The sequence below is a fragment of the Streptomyces sp. NBC_00503 genome (genome assembly GCF_036346895.1).
GTDB lineage: Bacteria > Actinomycetota > Actinomycetes > Streptomycetales > Streptomycetaceae > Streptomyces.
Window position 1 is genome coordinate 7,914,091 of record NZ_CP107855.1, and the last position, 25,362, is coordinate 7,939,452.

The window sequence follows — 25,362 nt, forward strand, 5'->3', positions numbered from 1 at the left end:
CCGTACCACCGCCCGGACCTGCGCGGCAGGCAAGGCCCCCTGAGTCCGCCGAGCTCCGTCACCGCGTCACCCCGTCACCTCTCCGACCGGAGGAAGCCCCCATGCCGCTCACAGACCTTGGTGCAGACGAACTCATCGACTACCGCCCCAAGTTGTCCGATCCGATAGGTTTTGACGACTTCTGGCGGCGTACCCTCGCTGAAGCCCGGTCACACGACGGGGCGATCAAGGTGGAGCGGGTCACCGCCCAGCACATGCTGCACACCGTCGAGGTCGACGACGTGCGCTTCCCCGGCTGGAACGGCGAACCGGTGGCCGCCTGGTTGCTGCGCCCGCGCGACGCGGCCGGACCGCTTCCGGTCGTCATCACCTACATCGGGTACAGCGGCGGTCGCGGACTGCCCACCGACCACCTGTTCTGGTCCGCCGCCGGCTACGCCCAACTCGTCGTCGACAGCCGGGGCCAGGGCCACGACACCCCGGACCGGGGCGCGGGCGACGGCACGCAGTGGGTGGAGGGGTTCATGACCCGCGGCATCGACTCTCCCGACGACTACTACTACCGGCGGTTGATCACCGACTGCGTGCGAGCCGTGGACGCGGTCGCCGAGCTGCCCGGACTCGACAGCCGTCGGATCGTGGTGGCCGGAGGCAGCCAGGGGGGCGGTCTGGCGCTTGCCGTCGCCGGTCTCGCCGGGGACCGCGTGGCGGCCGCGATGCCGGACGTCCCGTTCCTGTGCCACTTCCGCCGCGCCACCGCGATCTGCGGCGAAGGCCCGTACCAGGAGATCGCCAAGTACCTGCGCTGGCACAGCCGTCACCGCGTGGAGCCGGCCTTCGCCACCCTCGACCACTTCGACGGCGTCCACTTCGCCCGGCGGGCCACCGCGCCGACGCTGTTCAGCGTGGCCCTGATGGATCCGATCTGCCCGCCCTCCACGGTCTACGCCGCCTTCAACCACTACGCGGGCGTGGACCGCACCATGACCGTGTGGCCGTTCGGCGACCACGGCGGCGGCCTCGGCTCGAACCCGCCCGTCCAGCTGGCCTGGCTGCGCGAGCGCGGCCTGGCGCCGGAGCTCTGACCCGCCCCGCACCACGGGACCGGGCAGAGCGCGCGGGGGCGCCCCGCGGGCCGAGCAGCCCGCCTGGCCGCCCCGCGCCCCGCACCCCCGAGACCGAGGAGCCCGACAGACCCGTGAGATACCGCCCATGACCACCCCGGACTTCCCGGAACTGCCCGCCGGGTTCCGTTTCGGTGCCGCGACCGCCGCCTACCAGATCGAGGGCGCCCACGACCAGGACGGCCGCGGCCCGTCCATCTGGGACACCTTCAGCCACACGCCCGGCCGTACGCTCGACGGAGCCACCGGCGACACGGCCTGCGACCACTACCACTGCCATCCGCAGGACGTCGCCCTGCTGCGCGGGCTCGGCGTGGACAGTTACCGCTTCTCGATCGCTTGGCCCCGCCTGCTGCCCCGGGGCACCGGACCGGCCAACCCCAAGGGGCTCGACTTCTACGACCGCCTGATCGACGATCTGCTGGCCGCCGGAGTCGCCCCCGCCGTCACCCTCTACCACTGGGACCTGCCCCAGACCCTGGAGGACCGGGGCGGCTGGCGGGTCCGCGAGACCGCCGAGGCCTTCGCGCAGTACGCGGCCCTCGCGGCCGAGCGCTACGGGGACCGGGTGGAGCGCTGGATCACCCTCAACGAGCCCTACTGCTCCGCCTTCGTCGGGTACGCCGAGGGGCGCCACGCACCCGGCGCCCAGGAGGGCCGGGGCGCGCTCGCCGCCGCCCACCACCTGCTGGTCGCCCACGGCCTCGCGGTCCGGGAGCTACGTGCGGCGGGCGCCCGGGAGGTCGGGATCGCACTCAACCTCGACCGCATCCACACCGCCTCCGCCCTGCCCGGGGACCGCGCCGCCCTGCGCCGCGCCGAAGTCCTCCACAACGAGGTCTGGACCGAGCCGCTGCTCGCCGGACGCTACCCGGCGCACGAGGCCGGGACCTGGGCCGGCCTCGCCGACGGCCCCTGGCGACTGCCGGGCGACCTGGAGCTGATCGGCGCGCCGCTCGATTTCCTCGGAGTCAACTTCTACCGCCCGATCACCGTCGCCGCCGCCCCCCACCGCACGGACGACCTCGAACTGCGCACTGCCACGGACATCGGCGTCAGAGAGCTGGACCCGTACGGTTCGCGGCACACCACCATGGGCTGGCCCGTCGTCCCGGAGGCGCTCACCGAACTGCTTCGCGCACTCCACGCCCGCTACCCGAGGCTTCCGCCGGTCTGGATCACCGAGAACGGCTCCGCCGAGGCCGACGCCGTCGGTCCCGACGGCCGGGTCCATGACACCGCGCGGACCGACTACCTGGCGGACCACCTCGCCGCCGTCGCGGAGGCGGTCTCGGTGGGCGTGGACGTGCGCGGCTACTACGTCTGGTCGCTGCTGGACAACTTCGAGTGGGCGCGCGGCTACGGCCAGCGCTTCGGCCTGGTCCACGTCGACTACGACACGCTGACCCGAACGCCCAAGGACAGTTACCACTGGTTCCGGGCCCTGATCACCGCGCACCGAGCGCGGACGGAGGAGACCACCCGATGAAGTTCACCGATGGCTACTGGCTGATGCGCCCGGGCGTCACCGCGCGTTATGCCGCCGAGGTCGCGGACGTCCGGGCCGACGAGCACCGGATGACCCTCCACGCGCCGGTGAAGCACGTGCGCAGCCGCGGTGGCATGCTCAACAGCGTGCTCCTGACGGTCGATTGCTGGTCGCCGGCCGAGGGTGTCATCGGGGTGCGCGTCACCCACCACGCCGGTTCGGTGCGGCGCGGGCCGGATTTCGCACTGCCCGGCGCGCAGGAGGGGAGCGGGAAGGTGCACCGGGACGGCCCGGTGGTCGAGCTCAGTGCGGGTGAGCTGTCGCTGCGGGTGGACACCTCACAGCCGTGGTGCCTGGAGTTCACCGCCGGCGGGCAGGTGCTGACCTCCGTCGGCGAACGCGGTGCCGGCTTCGTCACCGACGACACCGGGCGGCACTTCATGCTCGGCCAACTCTCGCTGGGAGTAGGAGAGCTGGTCTACGGCCTGGGGGAGCGGTTCACGCCGTTCGTCAAGAACGGGCAGGTCGTGGACATCTGGCAGGCCGACGGCGGCACCAGCAGCGAACAGGCGTACAAGAACATCCCCTTCCACCTGACCAACCGGGGCTACGGCGTCTTCGTCAACCATCCCGGCAAGGTCAGCTACGAGGTCGGCTCCGAGTCGGTCGGCCACGTGCAGTTCAGCGTCGAGGACCAGTCGCTGGAGTTCTTCGTCGTCCACGGCCCGACCCCGAAGCAGATCCTGGAGCGCTACACCGCGCTCACCGGCCGCCCCGCCCTGCCCCCGGCCTGGGCGCTGGGCCTGTGGCTGACCACCTCGTTCACCACCGACTACGACGAGGCCACCGTCAACCGCTTCGTCGCGGGCATGGCCGAGCGCGGCATCCCGCTGAGCGTCTTCCACTTCGACTGCTTCTGGATGCGCGCCTACCGGTGGTGCGATTTCGAATGGGACTCCGACACCTTCCCCGACCCGGTCGGCATGCTCGCCCGGCTGGGGCAGCAGGGACTGCGGATCTCCGCCTGGATCAACCCGTACATCGCGCAGCAGTCGGTGATGTTCGAGGAAGGCGTGCGCGAGGGCTACCTGGTGCGGCGCCCGGACGGCAGCGTGTGGCAGTGGGACCTGTGGCAGCCCGGCATGGCCCTGGTGGACTTCACCAACCCGGCCGCCCGCGACTGGTACACCGGCAAGCTGAAGACGCTGCTGGACCAGGGCGTGGACTGCTTCAAGACCGACTTCGGCGAGCGCATCCCCACGGACGTCGTCTGGCACGACGGCTCCGACCCCGAGCGGATGCACAACTACTACACCCACCTCTACAACGAGGCCGTCTTCGACCTGCTGCGGGCGGAACGCGGCGAGGGCGAGGCACTGCTCTTCGCGCGCTCCGCCACGGCCGGCGGCCAGCAGTACCCGGTGCACTGGGGCGGCGACTGCGAATCCCACTTCAACGCCATGGCCGAGTCGCTGCGCGGCGGGCTCTCCCTGGGCATGTCAGGCTTCGGCTTCTGGAGCCACGACATCGGCGGCTTCGAGGGCACCCCGACCCCCACCGTCTTCAAGCGCTGGGTGCAGTTCGGCCTCCTCTCCTCGCACAGCCGCCTGCACGGCAGCAAGTCCTACCGCGTCCCGTGGGACTACGGGGAGGAGGCCGTCGAGGTCACCAGGGAGTTCACCCTGCTGAAGCACCGCCTCGCCCCGTACCTCCAGCGCGCCGCCCAACAGGCCCACGCCACCGGCATCCCCGTCATGCGCGCCATGGTGCTGGAATTCCCCGACGACCCCGCCGCGGCCGCGCTGGAGCGGCAGTACATGCTCGGCGACGACCTGCTCGTCGCTCCGGTCTTCACCGACGACGGCACGGTCGAGTACTACGTGCCGGAAGGGACGTGGACGAACGTTCTGACCGGCGCCCGGATCAACGGTCCCCGCTGGGTCCGCGAACAGCACGGCTTCCACACCCTGCCGCTGCTGGCCCGCCCCGACTCCGTCATCCCGCTCGGCGCCGAGGACCAGCGCCCGGTCTCCGCCTGGGCGGACGGCGTGGAACTGCGGGTGCACGCCTTCGCCGACGGCGCCGAGCGCACCGTGGTGATCCCGCGCTCCGACGGCCCCGGCGAGGCGGCCCGCTTCCACCTGAGCCGCCGCGGTGACCGGCTCCGCGTGACCACCGACAGCCTGCATCCCTGGCAGCTCCGGTTCGGCGGGCCGGACGGGACCGTCCACGCCCGGCCCGCCGGCACCCTGGAGGCCGACCTCGCCCACCCGGCCTGAGGCGGGCGGGCGGCGCGAAGGCGCCGGCCTCTTAAGGCGTGGCGGAGCCGGGCCGTGGAACCCCACGGCCCGGCTCCTGCGCGCACCGGCTCCTGCGCGCACCGGCTCAGCGGGCGTCGGCTCAGCGGGCCCCGAGGAGGTGTTCGAGGGCGAGCTGGTCCAGCTGCTCGAAGGCCATGCCGCGGCGGGCGGCGGCATCCACGTCGAACTCGTCGAAGGCGGACCGGTCGGCCAGCAGCCCGGCCAGGCCGTCCTCGGCGGTGGGCAGGGCGAGCTCGGGCAGTCGGGAGGCGGCGAGCGCGGCCCGGACCTGCGGATCGGACCGGAAGGCGCGGGAACGCTCAGCCAGGAGCAGGTAGTTGCGCATGCAGGCGGCCGCCGAGGCCCAGACGCCGGCGGAGTCCTCGGTGCGCGGCGGCTTGAAGTCGAAGTGGCGGGGGCCGTCGTAGCCGGCCGACTCCAGCAGGTCCACCAGCCAGAAGGCCTGGCGCAGGTCGCCGGCGCCGAAGCGCAGGTCCTGGTCGTACTTGATGCCGGTCTGGCCGTTGAGGTCGATGTGGAACAGCTTGCCGTGCCACAGGGCCTGGGCGATGCCGTGCGGGAAGTTCAGCCCGGCCATCTGCTCGTGGCCGACCTCCGGGTTGAGGCCGACCCGGTCGGGCCGGTCCAGCTCGTTGATGAACGCCAGGGCGTGGCCGATGGTGGGCAGCAGGATGTCGCCGCGCGGCTCGTTGGGCTTGGGTTCGATCGCGAAGCGCAGGTCGTAGCCCTGGTTCTCGACGTACTCGCCCAGCAGGTTGAAGGCCTCCTTCAGCCGGTCGAGGGCGGTGCGCACGTCCTTGGCCCCGCCCGACTCCGCGCCCTCGCGGCCGCCCCAGGCGACGTAGACCTCGGCGCCGAGTTCCACGGCCAGGTCGATGTTGCGGATGGTCTTGCGCAGCGCGTACCGGCGCACGTCCCGGTCGTTGGCGGTGAAGGCGCCGTCCTTGAACACCGGGTGGGTGAAGAGGTTCGTCGTGGCCATCGGCACCTTCAGCCCGGCCGTGTCGAGGGCGGTACGGAACCGCTTGACCGCCTGCTCGCGGGCGGCGTCGCCGGAGCCGAAGGGGATCAGGTCGTCGTCGTGGAACGTGACGCCGTAGGCGCCGAGCTCGGCCAGCCGCTCCACGCTCTCGACGGGGTCGAGGGCGGGCCGGGTGGCGTCGCCGAAGGGGTCCCGCCCCTGCCAGCCGACGGTCCACAGGCCGAAGGTGAACCTGTGCGCGGGGGTGGGAACGAGCGGGTCGCTGGTCATGGGGCGCTCCGGATCAGGCCGAGGGCTATTTGTAATGACGAAAAACAAATTAGTATGCCGGGACGCCAGAAGGAACCCCACCGGAGGAACGCATGTCTGCTCAGCGTGTCGTGATCGGTGTCGACAGCTCGACCCAGTCCACCAAGGCCCTCGCCGTCGACCTGGAAACCGGCGCCGTCCTGGGCGAGGGCCGCGCCTCGCACGACGTCAGCGCCGGCCCCGGACGCGAGAGCGACCCCGAACAGTGGTGGGGGGCGCTCGGCAAGGCCGTGGCGGCCACCGGCTGGGCGGATCGCGCAGCCGCCTGCTCGATCGCCGGCCAGCAGCACGGCCTGGTCACCCTCGACGGGGCAGGCGGGCCGGTGCGCCCGGCGCTGCTGTGGAACGACGTCCGCTCCGCCCCGCAGGCCGCCGGACTCGGAGCCGCGTTCGGCCCGGCCGAGCTCGCCCGCCGTACCGGCAGCGTCCCGACGGCCGCCTTCACGGCCGCCAAGTGGGCCTGGCTGCGCGCGAACGAGCCTGCCGCCGCCGACCGCGTCGCGGCCGTCCGGCTTCCCCACGACTTCCTGACGGAGCGGCTGACCGGTGAGGCGGTGACGGACCGCGGTGACGCCTCGGGAACCGGCTGGTGGGGCCCGGACGGCTACGACCAGGACGTCCTCGACCGGATCGGCCTCGACCACGGGCTGCTGCCACAGGTCCTCCCGCCGGGCGCCCTCGCGGGCACCGTCCGGGCCGGGACGCCACTGCGCGAGGGCACGTTGGTGGCCACCGGGACCGGTGACAACATGGCCGCCGCCCTCGGGCTGGGCCTGACCCCCGGACGCCCGGTGCTGAGCCTCGGTACCTCCGGCACCGTCTACGCCGTCGGCCGGACCCGGCCCACCGACCCGAGCGGAACCGTCGCCGGCTTCGCCGATGCCCTCGGCGGCTGGCTGCCGCTCGCCTGCACGCTCAACTGCACCCTCGCCGTCGACCGCTTCGCAGCCCTGGTCGGACGCGACCGCGAGGACGTCGAGGCGGGCGGCACGGTGGTGGTCCTTCCCTATCTGGACGGCGAGCGCACGCCGGACCTCCCGGGCGCTTCCGGCCTGATCCACGGCCTGCGCCACGACACCACGCCCGGACAGGTGCTCCAGGCCGCCTACGACGGCGCCGCCCACGCCCTGCTCGTGGCCCTGGACGACGTACTGCGTGCCGGAGGCGAGAGCCCCGCCCCCGACGAACCACTGCTGCTGATCGGCGGCGGAGCCCGCGGCAGGGCCTGGCAGCGGACCGTCCTGAGACTGTCCGGCCGAGCGGTCCAGGTACCCGCGGCACAGGAACTGGTCGCGCTCGGGGCCGCCGCCCAGGCCGCCGCACTGCTCACCGGTGAGCCCGCAGACGCCGTCGCCCGGCGCTGGCGGACCGCCGAGGGCCGGGTACTGGACCCCGTACGCCGTGACGACGACACGCTCGAACGGATCACCAGTACGCTGCGGCGGGCGCGGGCCTTGCAGGAGCTCCCGCCGGCAGAACGATAGGAGGGTCGGCCCAATGGCGGGGATCGGCAGGGCGAGCGGGGGCGCGGAGGCCGTGCCCGCCTCGCAGCAGGGCATGCGCCGGCAGAACCTTGCGGTGGTGATCGGCGCGGTCGCCGCACACGGTCCGCTCTCCCGGGCGGACGTCGCCGGCCATACGGGCCTGACCAGGCCGGCCGTCTCCTCCTTGGTCGACGAGCTCATCGGCCGCGGCGCGCTGACCGAGACGGAGACCGCGCCCAGCGGGCGCGTCGGCCGCCCCGGACGGGCACTGGTCCTGAACGACCGGGGTCCCGCGGGCCTCGGCCTGGAGATCGGCGTCACCCATCTCGCCGCGTGCGTCGTGGACCTGCGCGGTGAACCCCGGGTGTGGCGCCGGGTGGAGCGGGCCAACGCGGGCCGGCCGGCCGGGCAGGTGCTGGCGGAGGCCGCCGCGCTGGGCGCCGAGGCGGAGGCGGAGGCCGCCGCCCTCGGGCTGCGCGTCGCGGGCCGCGTCCTGGCCGTGCCGGGGGTGGTGCCGAACGAGCCGGGCGGACTGATCGCGAACGCCCCCAACCTCGGCTGGCAAGCCGTCCGCCCCGCCGACCACTGGCCCGACCCCGACACCGCGCCCGAGCCGGAGAACGAGGCCAACCTCGGGGCGCTGGCCGAGCAGTGGCACCGGGGCAACCCCGCCGAGACCTTCGTACACGTCTCCGCCGAGGCCGGAATCGGTGCCGCACTGATCATCGGCGGGCAGCTGTTCCGGGGCGCCCGCGGCTTCGCGGGCGAACTCGGCCACCTGCCCGTCCATCCGGAGGGCGCCCCTTGCGCCTGCGGGGCACGCGGCTGCCTGGAGCAGTACGCGGGCGAAGCTGCCGTGCTCCGCGAGGCCGGGCTCGCGCACGTCGGCGACCCGGTGGCCCTCCTGGCCGAGCGGGCGGCCGCCGGGGACGCGACGACCCTGCGCGCTCTGGACCGCGCGGGCCGGGCCCTCGGCCTCGCCCTGACCTCGGCGGTGAACCTGATCGACCCGGACGGCCTCGTACTGGGCGGCGCCTACGCCGAACTCGCCGACTGGCTCCTCCCGTCGGTACGCACCGAGCTGGCCGCCCGGGTCACCGTCCGGCCCTGGAACCCGGAGGCGGTACGCCCCTCCGCCCTGGGGCGCCGCGGACCGGTGCTGGGCGCGGCGTGGTCGACCGTCCGGCAGATCATCGCCGATCCCGCCCGCCTGCCACAGCACTAGGCACTGTTTCTTGGATCATGTGCGGAGCCAGATGATGAGGGCTGCGAGGGTGACGGTGCCGAGGTAGATGTAGGCGCGTTTCTCGTAGCGGGTGGCGACGGCGCGGAAGCCCTTGAGCCGGTTGATGGCTCGTTCGACGGTGTTGCGTTTCTTGTATCGCTCGCTGTCGAAGCCGGTGGGACGGCCGCCTCGGGAACCTCGGTTCTTGCGGTGTCTTTGCTGGTCGAGGCGTTCGGGGATTGTGTGCCGGATTCCGCGTCGTCGCAGGTAGCAGCGGTTCCTTCGGGATGTGTAGGCCTTGTCGGCCAGGACATGGTCGGGGCGAGTGCGGGGCCTTCCGACGCCGATGCGGGGTACGGAAACCTGCTCCAGCACCCGCTCGAACTGGGGCCCGTCGCCGTAGTGTCCGGGTGTCAGGAGGAGGGCGAGAGGCCGGCATCGGCCGTCCGCGACGAGGTGGATCTTGGTCGTGAATCCGCCGCGGGAGCGTCCCAGGCACTCGCCGATCTGACCACTTCTTCGAGCCGGACCTCCAGTTTCCGCAACACCGGATCGACCTGGTTCGTCCCCCGAACGTCCCCCTTTTGAGGACCGGATGCCGCCGGTGTCTTCCTCGCGCTCGGCAGCGTGCTGGTGGGCCCGCACTGCTGTCGAGTCCACCGACACCTCCCAGTCGATCCGGCCCGCGGCATCCTCGGCGGCCTGAATCCGAGAGAGCAGCATCGCCCACGTTCCATCCGCTGACCAGCGGCGATGGCGTTTATAGACGGTTTCCCACGGCCCGAACCGCTCCGGCAGATCCCGCCACTGCACACCGGTCCGGACCCGGTAGAGCACCCCGTTGATGACCCGGCGGTGATCACTCCACCGGCCTCCACGAGCACCACCAGGAGGCAGGAACGACTCCAGCCGGTCCCACTCAGCGTTCGTCAGATCCCCACGGCCCATACGGCAAGCCTGACCCCAACACCCCACTCACGTCAGGAGATCCGAGAAACAGTGCCTAGTGCCGCGTCAGGCAACGTTCGCCCCGTCGCAACGCCCGGCACGCACTCTCGCCGCACCGGCCGAAAGCCGAGTACGTCCAGTACGAGCGCTTCCGGCCGGCGCACCGAGAGCACGCACCGGACGCCGCTCCTCAACGGGCAAACGTTGCCTGACGCGGCACTAGGTTCGCAGAAGGGCGACCGGGTCAGTCGTCGATGGCTCGCAGCGGGTCGTCGCTCAGGCTGGCGGCCAGCCACTGCTCCACGGCCGTGATGTGGACGGTCGCGGCCGCGGCGGCCAGCAGGGCGTCGCGTGACTGGAGCGCGCCCAGGATCTGCTCGTGGTCCTGGTGGGCGTTGTCCAACGCGTCACGGGTCCGGCTGCCGCGGACGATGCGGACGCGCTGGGTACGGGTGGAGAGGACCCGCAGGAGCATCGACAGCACGGGGTTGTCGACGGCTTCCACGATCCTGAGGTGGAAGGCGATGTCGTGGGCGACGAACTCCTCCACGGTGGTGGCGGCCCGGGACCTGTCGAGGATGTCGCGCAGTTCCTGGAGGTCCTGCGGCGTCAGCAGGGCAGCGGCCAGCCCGGTCGCCTGCGGTTCCAGCAGCCGGCGCACCTGGAGCAGTTGCAGCGCGGTGCGGCCCTGGGAGACGTCGGCGGCGAAGGAGAGGCTCTCCAGCAGGAGATGGGGCTCCAGGCTGGACACGTAGGTGCCGTCGCCCTGACGGGTGATCAGGATCCGCATGGCCGTCAGCGCCCGGACGGCCTCGCGCAGCGAATTCCGGGACAGGCCGAGCTGTCCGGCGAGGATCTCCTCCTTGGGCAGGCGGGAGCCGGGGGCCAGTTCTCCGTCGAGGATCATCGCCTTGATCTTGTCGATCGCCTCGTCCGTCAGTGCCACTAACGTGCCTCTCAGTGCCGGGTATGTGCGGGGCGGTGGCTCCGCACATACCCGGACCGGGGCCTGCGGAGCCGCTTGCGGGACGAGGCTATTCCTGCTTCTCACCGGACGCGAACCGGGAGATGACCAGGGCGACGATGATGATGGCGCCATTGAGGAACTGGTTCCACAGGGGCGGAACGCCCGCCAGCGTCATGACGTTGACGACGAGCTGGAGGGTGAGGATGCCGGTGAGGGCGCCGAAAACGGAACCCTTGCCGCCGTTGAGGCTGACTCCGCCGATGACGGTCGCGGCGAAGACCTGGAAGATCCAGCCGCTGCCCTGTGTGGCGGAGATGGAGCCGTAGTGCCCGCTGTAAAGGATACCGGCGAACGCGGCGAGCACGCCGCCGAGGACGAGGACGACCCACACGGTGCGGTCGACGCGGATGCCCGCAGTGCGGGCGGCCTCGGCATTGCCGCCGATCGCGTACAGCGCCCGGCCGTGCCGGAGCCAGGCCAGCGCACTGCCGCCGATCGCGAAGAGCAGCGCGCACACCCAGATCGCGGCGGGCACGCCCAGCCAGGACGCCCTGCCCAGGTAGGTGAAGGACGGGGGCAGCTCGACGATGGACTGGCCTTCGGAGAGGGCGACTTGCAGCCCTCGGAGCATGGTCAGGGCGCCGAGGGTGACGATGAAGCCGTTCAGGCGCAGCTTGAGGATGAGGAAGCCGTTGACGGCGCCGATCAGCGCCCCGACGAGCAGGCAGAGCGGGATCGCCGTCCACTCGGGGAAGAGGCCGAGCCCGGTGAACCGGCCCCCACTGGCGGGCAGGATCAGCCACACGGCGATGACGGGGGCCACGCCGATGGTGGACTCCAGGGACAGGTCCATCCGGCCGGCGATCAGGACGAAGGTCGTGGCGAGCACCAGCAGGCTCAGTTCGGTGGACTGCTGGGCCACACCGATCAGGTTGTCGGTGGTGAGGAAGGCCGGCGAGACGATGAACCCGATGAGGCCCAGGACGAGGATCGCCGGAACCAGGGACAGTTCGCGCAGGCGCCCGAGGCCGGCCCCGCGGCGGGCGGTGTCCGCCGCGGCCGGCGCCGCCGTGCTCGGTGCGTGCTCGGTGAGATCTGAGGTGGCGGACATGACTACCTTCCGTGCTCGTCCGCGCCGGATGAGGCGGGTGAGGCGGGTAGGGCGGATGTGGGAGACGGGGTGGCGGAAGCCGGGTCGCCGGCGACGCCCTCGATGGCGGCGACGACGTCCTCGTCCTTCCAGCCCTGGGCGAACTCGGCCACCACCCGCCCGTGGAACATGACGACGACCCGGTCGCAGACCTTGAGGTCGTCCAGCTCGTCGGAGACGATCAGCGCGGCCCTGCCGCCGTCCGCGACCTGCCGGATCCTGCCGAGCAGGAACTCCTTGGACTTGACGTCCACACCGTTGGTGGGGCGGATGGCCACGAGCACGTGCGGATCGGTGGCCAGGGCGCGGGCGACGACGACCTTCTGCTGGTTGCCGCCGGAGAGGGCGGAGACCGGGGTGGCGGCGCCGGGGGTCTTGATGTCGAGGTCCAGGATCACGCGCTGCGCGAAGGCCCTGGTGCGGGCGGGCAGCACGATGCCGAAGGGGCCGAGCTGGTCGGTGACGGTGAGCGTGGCGTTCTCCGCCACGCTGCGGTTGTTGACCAGCCCCTGATGGTGGCGGTCCTCGGGGACCAGGCCGACGCCGGCGGTGAGCGCGGAGGGCACGCTGCCGGTGCGCACGGCCTTGCCGTCGACCGAGATCCGGCCGGCCTTGGCGCGGTGCAGACCGGCGACCGCCTCGCCCACTTGCACGTTGCCGCTGGCGGTGGCTCCGGCGAGCCCGACGACCTCGCCGGAGCGTACGGAGAGGGAGATGCCCTCGCAGGCGCCGGACAGCGTCAGACCGTCGATGGCCAGTAGCTCCGTCGCATCGGCCCGGGTGCCCGGGCGACCGGGGGCGGCGGTGACCGTGGAGGCGGCGGACTCGCCGGTCATGGCCTCCACCAGCGCCGCACGGCCGAGCTCGGCGACGGGCGCGGTGAGGATGTGGGCCGCGTCGCGGTAGACCGTGACCGTGGTGCAGAGGTCGTACACCTCTTGCAGGTGGTGGGAGATGAAGAGGAAGGCGACACCCTGGCGCTGGAGGTCGCGGAGTTTGCCGAAGAGGCGGCCGATGCCGCGGCCGTCGAGCTTCGCGGTCGGCTCGTCGAGGATGATGAAGCGGGCGCCGAACGACAGGGCCCGGGCGATCTCCACGAACTGCCGCTGCTCGACGGTGAGGTCCCTCGCCCGAGCGGCGGGGTCGACGTCGACGCCGTATTCGCCGAGGAGCTCCCCGGCGCGGTGGCGCAGCTGCTTCCAGCGGATGGGCCGCAGCGGGCCGCCGCTCTGCCGGTTCAGGAAGAGGTTCTCGGCGACGGTCAGTTCGCCGATGATCGTGGAGCGCTGGTAGACGCAGGCGACGCGGGAGCGCCAGGCGTCGATGTCGCCGAAGGCGGGTGCCGGCTCGCCGGAGAAGCGCAGTGCTCCGGTGTCGGGCTGCTGGAGGCCGGTGAGGACGGACACGAGCGTCGACTTGCCGGCGCCGTTGCGGCCGACCAGGGCGTGCGACTCGCCCGGGGCGATGCTGATGCGGGCGTCGCGCAGCGCGACGGTCGCGCCGAAGCGTTTGCTGATGCCGGTCGCCTCGGCCACGGGGGCCGGGGTGCCGGGGCCGGCCGCCGGGGCGGTCGCGGTGTCCGCCATGGTGGATACCGTCCTTCGTGTACGGGGGGAGGCTGGGGCGCCGAGGTGCGCAGGAGCGCACCCGGGCTGCGGGGGAGGGGCCGCGACCGGGGGGACGGGGGGTGTCCGGTTCCGACCGCGCGCGGCGTGGGGCCCGCCGGTCGTCAGCCGACGTTGTTGCCCCACAGGGCCTTGTCGTCGACGTTCTCCTTGGTGACCAGCGGAGCGGGCAGCTGGTCCTCCAGGCCGTTGGGCAGCTGGATGATGGTGGAGTCGTGGTCGGTCGTACCCGGCTGGAAGGTCTTGCCCTCGGCGGCGGCCTTGGCGTAGTACAGCGCGTACTTGGCGTAGAGGTCGGCGGGCTGGGAGATGGTGGCGTCGATCCGGCCCTTGCGGATGGCGTCGAACTCCTGCGGGATGCCGTCGTTGGAGACGATGCTGATGTGGCCCTTCTGCCCGGCGGGCTGGAGCAGGCCCTTCTGTTCCAGCAGGGCGAGGGTGGGCTGCAGGAACACACCGCCCGCCTGCATGTAGATGCCGTTCAGGTCCGGGTGCTGTGCGAGCAGGCTCTGCAGTTTGGCCGAGGCCACGTCGCCCTTCCAGTCGGTGGGCAGCTCGAAGACCTGGATGTTGGGGAACTTTGCCTTCATGCACTGCGCGAACGCCTCGGAGCGGTCGCGGCCGTTGATGGAGTCGAGGGCGCCCTGCATCTCGGCGACCTTGCCCTGACCGCCCAGCTGCTTGCCGAGGAACTCGCACGCCTTGGTGCCGTACGCCCTGTTGTCGGCTCGGACGACCATGTAGACAGTGCCCTTGTCCGGTCTGGTGTCGACGCTGACCACCGGGATCTTCTTCGACGCGAGGCTCTCCAGGGTGGAAGCGACGGCGCCGGTGTCCTGGGGCGCCATGACGACGGCCTTGGCGCCCGTGTTCTGGAACACCTGGACGTTGGCGACGAGCTTGGTGACGTCGTTCTGTGAGTTGCTCAGGGGCAGCGCGTTGACGCCGTCGGTCTTGATGCCGTTCTTGACGTACTGCGCGTACGAGTTCCAGAAGTCGGAGTCGGAGCGGGGCAGGTCGATGCCGATGACGGACTTGTCGCCGCCCGGGGCGGCCGAGCCGGGGCTCTCGCGGTTGCACGCGGTGGCGAGGGCGAGCATCGCCAGGACGGCGGTGGCGGCTGCGGCGGTGGAGCGGAAGCGAGTGGGGTTCATGGCCGAGTTCTCTCCTTGAGCCAGGGGCGCGGCGACGGTGGGAGGGGGTGGCGTACGCGCCGTGCGGAAGGCGGCGGGGGGCGCCGGACGGCGCACCCAATGATCCGGCCATTCCTCCGATGTATCTGGGAGGGGACGTTACGACGACGTTGCCGACGTTGACAAGGTCCGTGACCGGGTTGATGTACCGGACCGATGCGCAAGCGGGTTCCGCGCCACTGCCCGATCCCGTCCGACCCCGCCCGATCTCCAACTCCTCGCAGGTAGAGACGGAACGGGAGGCGTACCCCGGCCGGTTCCGGAAGAGCCGCTCGTCGTGAGCATCGGCGGCAACGACGCGGAAATACATCCGAGGAATCCATTGTCAGCCGCGATCTCCGCGCTTATGGTCGCTGTGGCCCGGGATACATCCGATGAATGACTGGCCATCCGGATGACCGAGGCCCTGACGAACGGCAAGGACCGGCGCACCTCAAATCGCCCGGCCCGCACGGCCGACCGTCCCGAAGGCTCAACCGAAACCCGCTCGGCGAGGGAGTTCCCCGGTGAAACTGCTACGAGTCGGACCCCCAGGTGAAGAGCGGCCCGCGGTACGCACCGACGACGGCCGGCTGCTGGACCTGTCCTCCGTGACCCGGGACATCGACGGCGTCTTCCTCGCCTCCGGGGGGATCGACCGGGCCCGCGCGGCGGTCTCGGCGGGGGAGCTGCCCGAACTGGACCCGGACGGCCTGCGCGTCGGGCCGCCCGTCACCCGCCCGGGCAAGCTCGTCTGTGTCGGCCTGAACTACCGCGATCACGCCGCCGAGACCGGCGCGGCGATTCCCGCCCGTCCGGTGGTGTTCATGAAGGACCCGGGCACGGTCGTCGGCCCCTACGACGAGGTGCTGGTCCCCCGCGGATCGGTGAAGACCGACTGGGAGGTCGAACTCGCGGTCGTCATAGGCCGCCGGGCGCGCTACCTGGACGGACCGGATGCCGCGCGGGCCGTGATCGCCGGGTACGCGATCAGCCACGACGTGTCGGAGCGGGAGTTCCAGCTGGAGTACTCCTCGCAGTGGGACCTGGGCAAGTCCTGCGAGACCTTCAACCCGCTCGGTCCGTGGCTGGTCACCGCAGACGAGGCCGGCGACCCGCAGGACCTCGGCCTGCACCTGAGCGTCAACGGTGCGAAGCGGCAGGACGGCCACACCAGCGACATGATCTTCACGGTCGAGCACATCGTGCGGTACCTGAGCCAGTACATGGTCCTGGAACCGGGCGACGTGATCAACACCGGCACGCCCGCGGGCGTGGCCCTGGGTCTTCCCGGCAATCCCTATCTGCGCCCCGGCGACACGGTCGAGCTCTCCGTCGACGGCCTCGGCAGCCAGCGCCAGACCTTCATCCAAGCTTGAAAGGCAGCACCGCCTTGACGACAACCTCCGCCCGGATCACCGCCGTCGACACCTACGACGTCCGGTTCCCCACCTCGCGGGAACTGGACGGCTCCGACGCGATGAACCCGGACCCCGACTACTCCGCCGCGTACGTCGTACTGCGCACCGACGCCGGCGACGGGCACGAAGGGCACGGCTTCACCTTCACCATCGGACGCGGCAACGACGTCCAGGTCGCCGCGATCGACGCCCTGCGGCCCCATGTCATCGGCCGCTCCGTCCAGGAACTGTGCGCCGATCCGGGATCGGTCAGCCGCGACCTGATCGGAGACAGCCAGCTGCGCTGGCTCGGCCCCGAGAAGGGCGTCATGCACATGGCCATCGGCGCCGTGGTCAACGCCGTGTGGGACCTGGCGGCCAAGCGGGCGGGCAAGCCGTTGTGGCGGCTGCTCGCCCACGCCTCACCGGAGTGGCTGGTCTCCCAGGTCGACTTCCGCTACATCGCCGACGCGCTCACGCCCGAGGAGGCCCTCACGTTGCTGCGCGAGGGCCGCACGGGGCTCGCGGAACGCGAGGCCGACCTGCTGGAGCGCGGATATCCGGGCTACACCACCTCCCCGGGCTGGCTCGGCTACAGCGACGACAAGCTCACCCGGCTGGCCAAGCAGGCCGTGGCCGACGGCTTCACGCAGATCAAGCTCAAGGTCGGCGCCGACTTGAGCGACGACATCCGCCGACTGCGCACCGCCCGCGCCGCCGTCGGCGACGGCATCCGCATCGCCATCGACGCCAATCAGCGGTGGAACGTACCCGAGGCGATCAGCTGGACCAACGCGCTCGCCGAGTTCGACCCGTACTGGATCGAGGAGCCGACCAGCCCCGACGACGTACTCGGCCACGCGGCCGTACGGCGGGCCGTCGCCCCCGTGAAGGTGGCCACCGGCGAGCACGTGCAGAACCGGATCGTCTTCAAGCAGCTCCTCCAGGCCGGTGCCATCGACGTACTCCAGATCGATGCGGCGCGGGTGGCCGGGGTCAACGAGAATCTCGCGATCCTGCTGCTCGCCGCGAAGTTCGGGGTGCCGGTGTGCCCGCACGCCGGCGGAGTGGGACTGTGCGAGCTGGTGCAGCACCTGTCGATGTTCGACTACCTTGCCCTCTCCGGAACCACCGAGAACCGCGTCATCGAGTACGTCGACCACCTCCACCAGCACTTCATCGAGCCGGTGGTGATCAGGGACGGGCACTACACCGCCCCGCTAGCCTCCGGCTTCTCCGCCGCCATGCACGCGGAGTCCATCGCCGAATACCTCTACCCGGACGGCACGTTCTGGGTGTCCGACCGCGCCGCGCAGGAGGAAAGGGCATGAGCGAACTGACCGGCCTCAAAGCTCTCGTCACGGGCGGCGCGTCCGGCATCGGGCTCGCCACGGCCCGCGCGCTGGCGGCGCGGGGAGCGGCCGTCGCCGTACTCGACCTCGATCCGCAAGGCGTACCCGAACCGCTGCTCGGCCTCAAGGCCGACGTCGGTGACGACGCCTCCGTACGCGCCGCCGTGGCGGAGGCGGCCCTGCGGCTCGGCGGCATCGACATCCTCGTCAACAACGCGGGCATCGGCGCCGCCGGCACCGTCGAGGACAACCCCGACGAACAGTGGCACCGCGTCCTGGACGTCAACGTCATCGGCATGGTCCGCACCACCCGAGCCGCCCTGCCCCACCTGCGCCGCGCTGCCACTGCCCGTCCGGGCGCTGCCTCCGTGGTCAACACCTGCTCCATCGCGGCCACCGCCGGACTGCCGCAGCGCGCCCTGTACTCCGCCAGCAAGGGCGCCGTGCTGTCCCTCACCCTGGCCATGGCCGCCGACCACGTCCGTGAGGGCATCCGCGTCAACTGCGTCAACCCCGGCACCGCCGACACCCCTTGGGTGGCCCGGCTGCTCGACGCCGCCGACGAACCCGAGGCCGAACGGGCCGCCCTCAACGCCCGCCAGCCCATGGGCCGCCTGGTGACCGCCGACGAGGTGGCCGCCGCCATCGTCTACCTGGCCAGTCCTGCCGCGGCGTCCGTCACGGGCACCGCCCTCGCCGTGGACGGCGGCATGCAGGGACTGAGGCTGCGCCCGGCGGCCCGGCCGTGAGGACCACTCGGCTGGGCGGCAGCGCGGTACCCGTCTGCGAGCTCGCCCTGGGCTGCGCGGCCCTCGGCAACCTCTACCACCCGGTCACCGACGAGGCCGCCCACGCCACCGTGGACGCGGCCTGGGACGCCGGCGTCCGCACCTTCGACACCGCCCCCCACTACGGACTGGGCCTGTCGGAACGCCGGCTCGGCGCCGCCCTTCGCGCCCGCCCCCGTGACACCTACACCCTCTCCACGAAGGTGGGCCGGCTCCTCGAGCCGGACCCGCGGGGCATCCCCGGCAACGACCTCGGCCACGGCTTCGCCGTCCCGTCCACCCACCGCCGGGTCTGGGACTTCAGCGCCGACGGAGTGTTGCGCTCCCTCGAAGCGAGCCTGGAACGCCTAGGCCTCGACCGCGTGGACATAGCCCTGCTGCACGACCCGGACGACCACGCCGAGCAGGCGCTGCGCGAGGCGTACCCGGCGCTGGAGCGGCTGCGTGGCGAAGGCGTGGTCGGGGCGATCGGCATCGGCATGAACCAGTCCGCCCTGCCCGCCCGCTTCGTGCGCGAGACCGACATCGACGTGGTGCTCCTGGCCGGCCGCTACACCCTCCTGGACCAGGACGGGCTCACCGAACTGCTCCCGGAGGCGGCCGCCCGCGGCCGCAGCGTCATCATCGGCGGAGTCTTCAACTCCGGGCTGCTGACCGCCCCCCGGCCGGGCGCCACCTACGACTACGCGCCCGCTCCGCAGCCCGTCCTCGACCGGGCCCTGCGGCTGCTGGCGGTCACCGAGCGCTACGGCGTGCCGCTGCGGGCCGCCGCGCTGCGCTTCCCGTTCGGCCACCCGTCCGTGGCGAGCGTCCTGACCGGTGCCCGTTCCCCCGAGGAAGTGCGCGACACCGTGGAGCAGCTGCGGCGCCCGATCCCGGACGCCCTGTGGGACGAGCTGCGCGCCGAGGGCCTGCTGGACCCGGACACCCCCCTACCCGCCACGGCGCCCGTCGGGGCGACCCCGTCGCCGAAGGAGCCGTCATGAAGGTCGCCCTGCACACCAAGGTCCGCGCCGACCGCGTCGAGGAGTACGACGCCGCGCACCGCCAGGTGCCCGAGGAGCTGACCGCCGCCATCCGCGCCGCGGGGGTGATTGCGTGGACGATCTGGCGCAGCGGCACCGACCTGTTCCACGTGCTGGAGGTCCGGGACTACCAGGTGATGATCGCCGAACTCGAGAAACTGCCGGTCAACATCGCCTGGCAGGCCCGGATGGCCGAACTGCTGGACGTCGTCCACGACTACTCCGCGCAGGGCTCGGACGCCTCGCTGCCGGTGGTGTGGGAGCTGTGACCGGGGCGGACCACGGGCCGGGAATCGTGGACGCCCACCACCACGTGTGGGACCTGTCCGTCCGCGACCAGGACTGGATCACCGGGCCCGAACTCGCCCCGCTGCGCAGGGACTTCTCCCTGGCCGACCTGGTGCCCCACGCCCGCGCGGCCGGCGTCACCGCAACCGTGCTGGTGCAGACGATCACCGTGGCGGAAGAGACCCCCGAGTTCCTGGCCATGGCCGCGCGCAGCGACCTGGTCGCCGGGGTCGTCGGCTGGACCGACCTGACCGCACCCGCCGTCGCCGACACCCTCGCCGGGCTGCGCGCCGGCCCCGGCGGGGAGCACCTGGTGGGGCTGCGCCACCAGGTGCAGGGCGAGCCGGACCCCCGCTGGCTCGTGCGCCCGGAGGTGCTGCGCGGCCTGACCGCGACCGCCGAGGCCGGACTCGTCTACGACCTCGTGGTGAAGCCGTACCAGCTCGCGGCCGCCATCGAGGCCGCGCAGCGCCTGCCGGGTCTCGCCTTCGTCCTCGACCACCTCGGCAAGCCGCCCGTCGCGTCCGGCGAACTCGCCCCCTGGGCGGAACAGATCAGGCGCCTCGCGGCCCTCCCCAACACCGTCTGCAAACTCTCGGGCATGGTCACCGAGGCCGACTGGGACTCCTGGACGGCCGATGACCTGAGGCCCTACGCCGATACCGTCCTGGACGCCTTCGGCCCCGCGCGGCTGATGTTCGGCTCCGACTGGCCCGTCTGCCGGCTCGCCGCCACCTACGCCGAAGTCCTCGCCGCTGCCCGCGACATGACAGCCGGGCTCAGCCTGGCCGAGCGCCGCGAGGTCTTCACCGGCACGGCCGTGCGGACCTACGGCCTGACCATCGCCGCACCCCCGGTCCCGCCCCAGGACCCCCCGCCCCAGGAAAGCCCATGCGCATAGCCCTTTTCATCACGTGCTTCAACGACACGATGTTCCCCGGCACCGGCAAGGCGGTGACCGCACTGCTGGAACGCCTCGGCCACACCGTGGAGTTCCCGCAGGGCCAGACCTGCTGCGGCCAGATGCACTTCAACACCGGCTACCGGCCCGAGACCCTGCCCATGGTGCGCCGCTTCGCCGAGGTCTTCGCGGGCTACGACGCCGTCGTCGCGCCCTCCGGATCCTGCGCGGGCATGGTGCGCGGCCACCACCGGGTGGTGGCCGCCCAGTACGGGGACTCCGCCCTCACCGAGGCGGTCGAGGCAGTGGCGCCGACGGTGTACGAGCTGTCGGAACTCCTCGTCGACGTACTCGGCGTCACCGACGTGGGCGCGTACTTCCCGCACCGCGTCACCTACCACCCGACCTGCCACTCGCTGCGCATGCTCCGCGTCGGCGACCGGCCGCTCAGGCTGCTGCGCGCCGTCAAGGCCATCGACCTCGTCGAACTGCCCGCCGCCGAGTCCTGCTGCGGCTTCGGCGGCACCTTCGCGCTGAAGAACGCGGACGTGTCCAACGCCATGCTCGCCGACAAGATGCGCCATGTCCTGGGCACCGGGGCAGAGTTCCTCAGCGCGGGCGACAACTCCTGTCTCGCGCACATCGGCGGCGGCCTGTCCCGTCTGCGTACCGGCGTCGGCACGGTGCACCTGGCCGAGATCCTGGCCTCCACGGAAGGAGGCGCACAGTGAGCGGCGCCGACAACGTCGTATGGCTGGGCGCCCCGGCCTTCCCCCAGGCGGCGCGTGCCGCGCTCGCGGACACCCAACTGCGGGCGAACCTGCGCCGGGCGACCGGCACCATCCGGGACAAGCGGCTGGCGGTCGCCGCCGAGCTGGAGGACTGGGAGGAACTGCGGGAGACGGCCGCGGCCGTCAAACGTCACACCCTGCGCCACCTCGACCACCATCTCCTGCGCCTGGAGCAGTCGGTGACCGCCGCGGGCGGAGTGGTCCACTGGGCGGCGGACGCCGCCGAGGCCAACCGCATCGTCACCGACCTGGTGCGCGATACGGACGAGAGTGAAGTCGTCAAGGTCAAGTCGATGGCGACCCAGGAGATCGGTCTCAACGAGGCGCTCGCCGACGCCGGCATCCGCGCCTACGAGACCGATCTCGCCGAGCTCATCGTGCAGTTGGGCCGCGATCGCCCGTCCCACATCCTGGTGCCGGCCATCCACCGCAACCGCTCCGAGATCCGGGAGATCTTCCGGCGGGAGATGGGGGAGTGGGGAAGGCCGGCTCCCGAAGGGCTCTCCGACGATCCCCACGATCTCGCCGAGGCGGCCCGCCTCCATCTGCGGGAGAAGTTCCTGCGGGCCAAGGTGGCCGTCTCGGGTGCCAACTTCGCCGCCGCCGACACCGGGACGGTGGTGGTGGTGGAGTCGGAGGGCAACGGGCGGATGTGCCTGACCCTGCCCGAGACGCTGATCACCGTGATGGGCATCGAGAAGGTCCTGCCGTCCTTCGCCGACCTGGACGTCTTCCTCCAGCTCCTGCCCCGCTCGTCGACGGGCGAGCGCATGAACCCGTACACCTCCCTGTGGACCGGCGTCACCGAGGGCGACGGCCCGCAGAACTTCCACTTGATCCTCCTCGACAACGGCCGCACCGCGACACTGGCCGACGAGGTGGGCCGCCAGGCACTCGCCTGCATCCGCTGCTCGGCGTGCCTGAACGTCTGCCCGGTGTACGAGCGCACCGGCGGCCACGCCTACGGGTCCGTCTACCCCGGCCCGATCGGCGCCGTACTGACCCCGCAGCTCGTCGGCATCGGCAGTGACATCAAAAGCGGGGCGGCCTCCCTGCCCTTCGCCTCGACCCTCTGCGGCGCCTGCTACGACGCCTGCCCCGTGAAGATCGACATCCCGGAGGTGCTGGTCCACCTGCGCGCGAAGGCCGTGGAGGCAGGGCGGCGCAGCCCGCGCCTGCCCACCGTCGAGGCGCTCGCCATGAAGGCCGCGGGCGCCGTCATGTCCTCCCTGCGCCGACTGGCCGCGGCCCAGAAGCTCGCCGGCCTCGGGGCACGGCTGGTGGCCCGCGACGGCCGGATCGGCGCCCTGCCGGGTCCGTTCGCCGGCTGGTCCGCCAGCCGTGACACACCCGTGCCGCCCAGGGAAACGTTCCGCGCCTGGTGGCGCCGGACGAGAAGACCCGCGCATGCGGACAGCCCCGAGACCGTGGAAGGGAAGGGACGAGGATGAACGACCGCGAGAGCGTACTGAGCGCGGTGCGGGCAGCCCTGGCCGGGGTGCCCGGATCGGAGGACCCCGACGACGTACCGCTCCCGGACAACCCGCGCGCCGACCACGCGGGACCGGACGTCATCGGGCTCTTCGCCGAACGCGCCGCCGAATACCGCGCCACGGTGGTCCGGGTTCCCGCTGCCGGTGCGGCGGCGGCCGTCGGGCGCGCGCTGGCCCGCACCGGGGCCCGGTCCCTGGTGGTGCCGCCCGGGTTTCCCGAGGACCTGCTCCCGGAAGGGCCCTGGACGCGGCTGGAAGACGCTCCGCCGCTGACCGTGGGCCAACTCGACGGGGCGGACGCCGTGGTCACCACCGTCGCCGTCGCGATCGCCGTCACCGGCACCGTGACCCTCGACCACGGACCCGGCCAGGGGCGCAGGGTCCTCACTTTGCTGCCGGACCAGCACGTCTGCGTGGTCCGGGCGGACCAGATCGTGCCCGACGTCCCCGACGCGCTGAGCCGGCTCGACCCCTGCCGGCCGCTCACGCTCATCTCGGGCCCCTCGGCCACCAGCGACATCGAGCTGGACCGTGTCGAGGGCGTGCACGGGCCCAGGACGCTGGACATCGTCCTGGTCGTGGACGCATAGCGCCCGGTGCGCTGCCCCCTACCCCCTCCCCATCCCCCCTCACCGAACAGACCGCTTCCCCCTGCCCATTCACTCTCCAGGAGTCGAAGATGTCCTCCTCCCCCCTCAGCCGACGCTCCCTGATCAAGGCCGCCGCCCTCGCCGGCGGCGCCGTGGCGTTCGGTCTCCCGCAGGTCGTGTGGCCCGCCACCGCTCAGGCGTACGGCGTCCCCTCGAAGCTGGACTGGTGGTACCAGGCCAGGTTCGGCATGTTCATCCACTTCGGGTCCTACTCCTACCGCGGCCACGGCGAGTGGGCGTTCTCCAGCGAGAACTGGAACAAGGCCGACTACCAGGCCCAGGTGACCACCCCGTTCAACCCGGCGAGCTTCAACGCCGCGAACATCGCCGAACTGGCCAAGAACGCCGGCATGAAGTACCTCGTGATCACCGCCAAGCACCACGAGGGCTATGCGATGTGGGACTCCAACGTCGCGGGCTTCACGGACACCACCGGCACCAAGCAGTACAACCTGCACGACTACAAGGGCTTCCAGCCCGACCTGCTGGCCCAGCTGAAGACCGAGTGCGAGAAGCGGGGCGTCAAGTTCGGGCTCTACTACTCGATCCTGGACTGGAGCCACCCCTCCCAGACCATCAACCGGAGCACCCTCTTCTCCGACATGTCCTCGCAGGCCGCCCGCACCGCCTACATCAACGACATGAAGGCCCAGCTGCAGGAACTGCTCGACCGCTACGACCCGGCGGTCCTGTGGTTCGACGGCGATTGGTGTGCCAACCCGGCCGCCCCCACGCTCACCGACTGGTGGACCAAGGCCGACGGCGAGGACCTCTACAGGTGGCTGATGGCCCGCAAGCCCGGACTCGTCGTCAACGAACGCGTCAAGCGCGACCTCGGCCTGGGGGACTTCGCCTGCCCGGAGCAGACCGTGCCCGTCACGCCGCTGGACCGGCCGTGGGAGACCTGCGCCACGATGAACGGCCAGTGGGGCTACACCGACTGGGCCGAGAACAACTACAGGCCGGTGAAGGACATCGTCCAGGAGATGGTCACGGTCGTCTCCCGGGACGGCAACTACCTGCTCAACATCGGCCCCAAGGGCGACGGCACCGTGACCGCCGGAGCGACGACGGTACTGACCGGGCTGGCTTCCTGGATGGCCACCCACGCCGACAGCATCCACGGGACCAGCGGCAGCCCCTTCGCCGTCGAGCCGTCGTGGGGCAGGATCACCAAGAAGAACGGCAAGCTCTTCGCCCACGTCTTCACATGGCCGACGGGCGGCACCCTGCAGATCCCGGCGGTCCAGAACACCATCAGCCGCGTCTACTTGATGAGCAATCCCTCGGTTTCGCTCGCCTACACGGTCAGCGGCGGCCAGATCAACGCCAGCGTGCCGGCCACGGCGCCCAACGCGAACGACTCCGTGGTCTGCGTGGAGGTCAGCGGTATGCCGGCGGTCCTCGCGGGCGGCGTCTACCGGCTGGTCAGCGCGCAGAACGGCAAGGCCCTCGACAATGCCAACACCACCACCGAGGGCGGCCAGGTCGCCCAGTGGGCCCCCAACGGCGGCACTCCCCAGCAGTGGACGGTCACCGACCTGGGCCACGGCTACTACAAGCTGGTCTGTGTCCGCAGCGGCAAGGCCCTCGATGACAACGGCAGCACCTCCGACGGCACGGTGCTGGTCCAGCGCACCGATGGCGGCGGTCAGGGCCAGCAGTGGGCGGTCACCGCGCTGGGCGGGGGTGCGTTCCGGCTCACCAACCGGCACAGCGGAAAGGTCCTGGACAACGGCTACGCGAGCGGGGACGCAATCCCGGTCATCCAGTGGTCCTCCAACGGCGGCCCCGCGCAGAACTGGAACCTGACCAAGATCGGCTGAAAGCGCGCCCGGGGTGGCGTGCCGAGGGCACACCACCCCGCCTCACATCTCG

The 25,362-nt window shown here is 71.7% G+C and carries 21 protein-coding genes; 15 read left to right on the forward strand and 6 right to left on the reverse strand.

The features are described 5' to 3' along the window. Window positions 1-101 precede the first annotated feature (101 nt). The 3 genes from OG490_RS36255 to yicI all read left to right on the forward strand — a co-directional run bounded on the left by OG490_RS36255 (window position 102) and on the right by yicI (window position 4,892). The gene (locus OG490_RS36255; protein ID WP_330300517.1) at window positions 102-1,085 is read left to right on the forward strand and encodes an acetylxylan esterase; all 984 of its coding nucleotides are present in this window, start codon (window positions 102-104) and stop codon (window positions 1,083-1,085) included. 127 nt (window positions 1,086-1,212) lie between these two features. Beyond that, window positions 1,213-2,613: a GH1 family beta-glucosidase gene (locus tag OG490_RS36260; protein WP_330300518.1), complete on the forward strand. Its 1,401-nt coding sequence runs from the start codon at window positions 1,213-1,215 to the stop codon at window positions 2,611-2,613. Continuing rightward, window positions 2,610-4,892, forward strand: a complete 2,283-nt coding sequence (gene yicI / locus OG490_RS36265) for an alpha-xylosidase (protein ID WP_330300519.1) — start codon at window positions 2,610-2,612, stop codon at window positions 4,890-4,892. Before OG490_RS36260 ends, yicI begins: the two co-directional genes overlap by 4 nt. Window positions 4,893-5,013: 121 nt before the next feature. Here the strand turns inward: yicI and xylA are convergent, their stop codons facing one another. Continuing rightward, complete coding sequence (gene xylA / locus OG490_RS36270) at window positions 5,014-6,186, reverse strand: xylose isomerase (RefSeq protein ID WP_330300520.1); 1,173 nt, start codon at window positions 6,184-6,186, stop codon at window positions 5,014-5,016. 92 nt (window positions 6,187-6,278) lie between these two features. Between xylA and xylB the strand changes: the two genes are divergently transcribed. Further along, a complete protein-coding gene (xylB, locus tag OG490_RS36275) occupies window positions 6,279-7,709 on the forward strand; it encodes a xylulokinase (RefSeq protein ID WP_330300521.1) in 1,431 nt (476 codons plus the stop codon). A gap of 13 nt (window positions 7,710-7,722) precedes the next feature. Further along, window positions 7,723-8,934, forward strand: a complete 1,212-nt coding sequence (locus OG490_RS36280; RefSeq protein WP_330300522.1) for an ROK family protein — start codon at window positions 7,723-7,725, stop codon at window positions 8,932-8,934. A 15-nt stretch (window positions 8,935-8,949) separates the two neighbouring features. Here OG490_RS36280 and OG490_RS36285 read toward each other — a convergent pair whose 3' ends face one another. The 5 genes from OG490_RS36285 to OG490_RS36305 form a co-directional block, all read right to left on the reverse strand. Then, window positions 8,950-9,882: an IS5 family transposase gene (locus tag OG490_RS36285; RefSeq protein WP_330301187.1), complete on the reverse strand. Its 933-nt coding sequence runs from the start codon at window positions 9,880-9,882 to the stop codon at window positions 8,950-8,952. A gap of 244 nt (window positions 9,883-10,126) precedes the next feature. Then, window positions 10,127-10,828 carry a FadR/GntR family transcriptional regulator gene (locus OG490_RS36290; RefSeq protein ID WP_330300523.1) on the reverse strand — a complete coding sequence of 234 codons (702 nt, stop codon included), beginning with the start codon at window positions 10,826-10,828 and terminating at the stop codon, window positions 10,127-10,129. An 88-nt stretch (window positions 10,829-10,916) separates the two neighbouring features. Further along, window positions 10,917-11,960, reverse strand: coding sequence for an ABC transporter permease (locus tag OG490_RS36295; RefSeq protein ID WP_330300524.1), 1,044 nt, complete (start codon window positions 11,958-11,960; stop codon window positions 10,917-10,919). 2 nt (window positions 11,961-11,962) lie between these two features. Then, window positions 11,963-13,585 carry a sugar ABC transporter ATP-binding protein gene (locus OG490_RS36300; RefSeq protein WP_330300525.1) on the reverse strand — a complete coding sequence of 541 codons (1,623 nt, stop codon included), beginning with the start codon at window positions 13,583-13,585 and terminating at the stop codon, window positions 11,963-11,965. Window positions 13,586-13,728: 143 nt separating this feature from the next. Next, window positions 13,729-14,778, reverse strand: coding sequence for a sugar ABC transporter substrate-binding protein (locus tag OG490_RS36305; RefSeq protein WP_330300526.1), 1,050 nt, complete (start codon window positions 14,776-14,778; stop codon window positions 13,729-13,731). 545 nt (window positions 14,779-15,323) lie between these two features. Here OG490_RS36305 and OG490_RS36310 point away from each other — a divergent pair. The 10 genes from OG490_RS36310 to OG490_RS36355 all read left to right on the forward strand — a co-directional run bounded on the left by OG490_RS36310 (window position 15,324) and on the right by OG490_RS36355 (window position 25,310). Then, window positions 15,324-16,175: a fumarylacetoacetate hydrolase family protein gene (locus tag OG490_RS36310; protein ID WP_330300527.1), complete on the forward strand. Its 852-nt coding sequence runs from the start codon at window positions 15,324-15,326 to the stop codon at window positions 16,173-16,175. 14 nt (window positions 16,176-16,189) lie between these two features. After that, window positions 16,190-17,527 carry an L-fuconate dehydratase gene (locus OG490_RS36315; RefSeq protein ID WP_330300528.1) on the forward strand — a complete coding sequence of 446 codons (1,338 nt, stop codon included), beginning with the start codon at window positions 16,190-16,192 and terminating at the stop codon, window positions 17,525-17,527. Then, on the forward strand, window positions 17,524-18,297 hold the full coding sequence (locus OG490_RS36320) for an SDR family NAD(P)-dependent oxidoreductase (protein WP_330300529.1): 774 nt from the start codon (window positions 17,524-17,526) through the stop codon (window positions 18,295-18,297). The genes OG490_RS36315 and OG490_RS36320 overlap by 4 nt, the downstream gene beginning before the upstream one ends. After that, entirely contained in the window at window positions 18,294-19,322 is a 1,029-nt protein-coding gene (locus OG490_RS36325) for an aldo/keto reductase (RefSeq protein ID WP_330300530.1), read from the forward strand. Before OG490_RS36320 ends, OG490_RS36325 begins: the two co-directional genes overlap by 4 nt. After that, window positions 19,319-19,630, forward strand: coding sequence for an L-rhamnose mutarotase (locus OG490_RS36330; protein ID WP_330300531.1), 312 nt, complete (start codon window positions 19,319-19,321; stop codon window positions 19,628-19,630). Before OG490_RS36325 ends, OG490_RS36330 begins: the two co-directional genes overlap by 4 nt. Beyond that, on the forward strand, window positions 19,627-20,550 hold the full coding sequence (locus tag OG490_RS36335; RefSeq protein WP_330300532.1) for an amidohydrolase family protein: 924 nt from the start codon (window positions 19,627-19,629) through the stop codon (window positions 20,548-20,550). Before OG490_RS36330 ends, OG490_RS36335 begins: the two co-directional genes overlap by 4 nt. Further along, entirely contained in the window at window positions 20,541-21,281 is a 741-nt protein-coding gene (locus tag OG490_RS36340) for a (Fe-S)-binding protein (RefSeq protein WP_330300533.1), read from the forward strand. Before OG490_RS36335 ends, OG490_RS36340 begins: the two co-directional genes overlap by 10 nt. Further along, window positions 21,278-22,792 (forward strand): LutB/LldF family L-lactate oxidation iron-sulfur protein, encoded by a 1,515-nt coding sequence (locus tag OG490_RS36345; protein ID WP_330300534.1) that lies wholly within the window; start codon window positions 21,278-21,280, stop codon window positions 22,790-22,792. Before OG490_RS36340 ends, OG490_RS36345 begins: the two co-directional genes overlap by 4 nt. Further along, window positions 22,789-23,424 carry a LutC/YkgG family protein gene (locus OG490_RS36350; protein ID WP_330300535.1) on the forward strand — a complete coding sequence of 212 codons (636 nt, stop codon included), beginning with the start codon at window positions 22,789-22,791 and terminating at the stop codon, window positions 23,422-23,424. The genes OG490_RS36345 and OG490_RS36350 overlap by 4 nt, the downstream gene beginning before the upstream one ends. An 89-nt stretch (window positions 23,425-23,513) precedes the next feature. Continuing rightward, the gene (locus OG490_RS36355; protein ID WP_330300536.1) at window positions 23,514-25,310 is read left to right on the forward strand and encodes an alpha-L-fucosidase; all 1,797 of its coding nucleotides are present in this window, start codon (window positions 23,514-23,516) and stop codon (window positions 25,308-25,310) included. Window positions 25,311-25,362 lie beyond the last annotated feature (52 nt).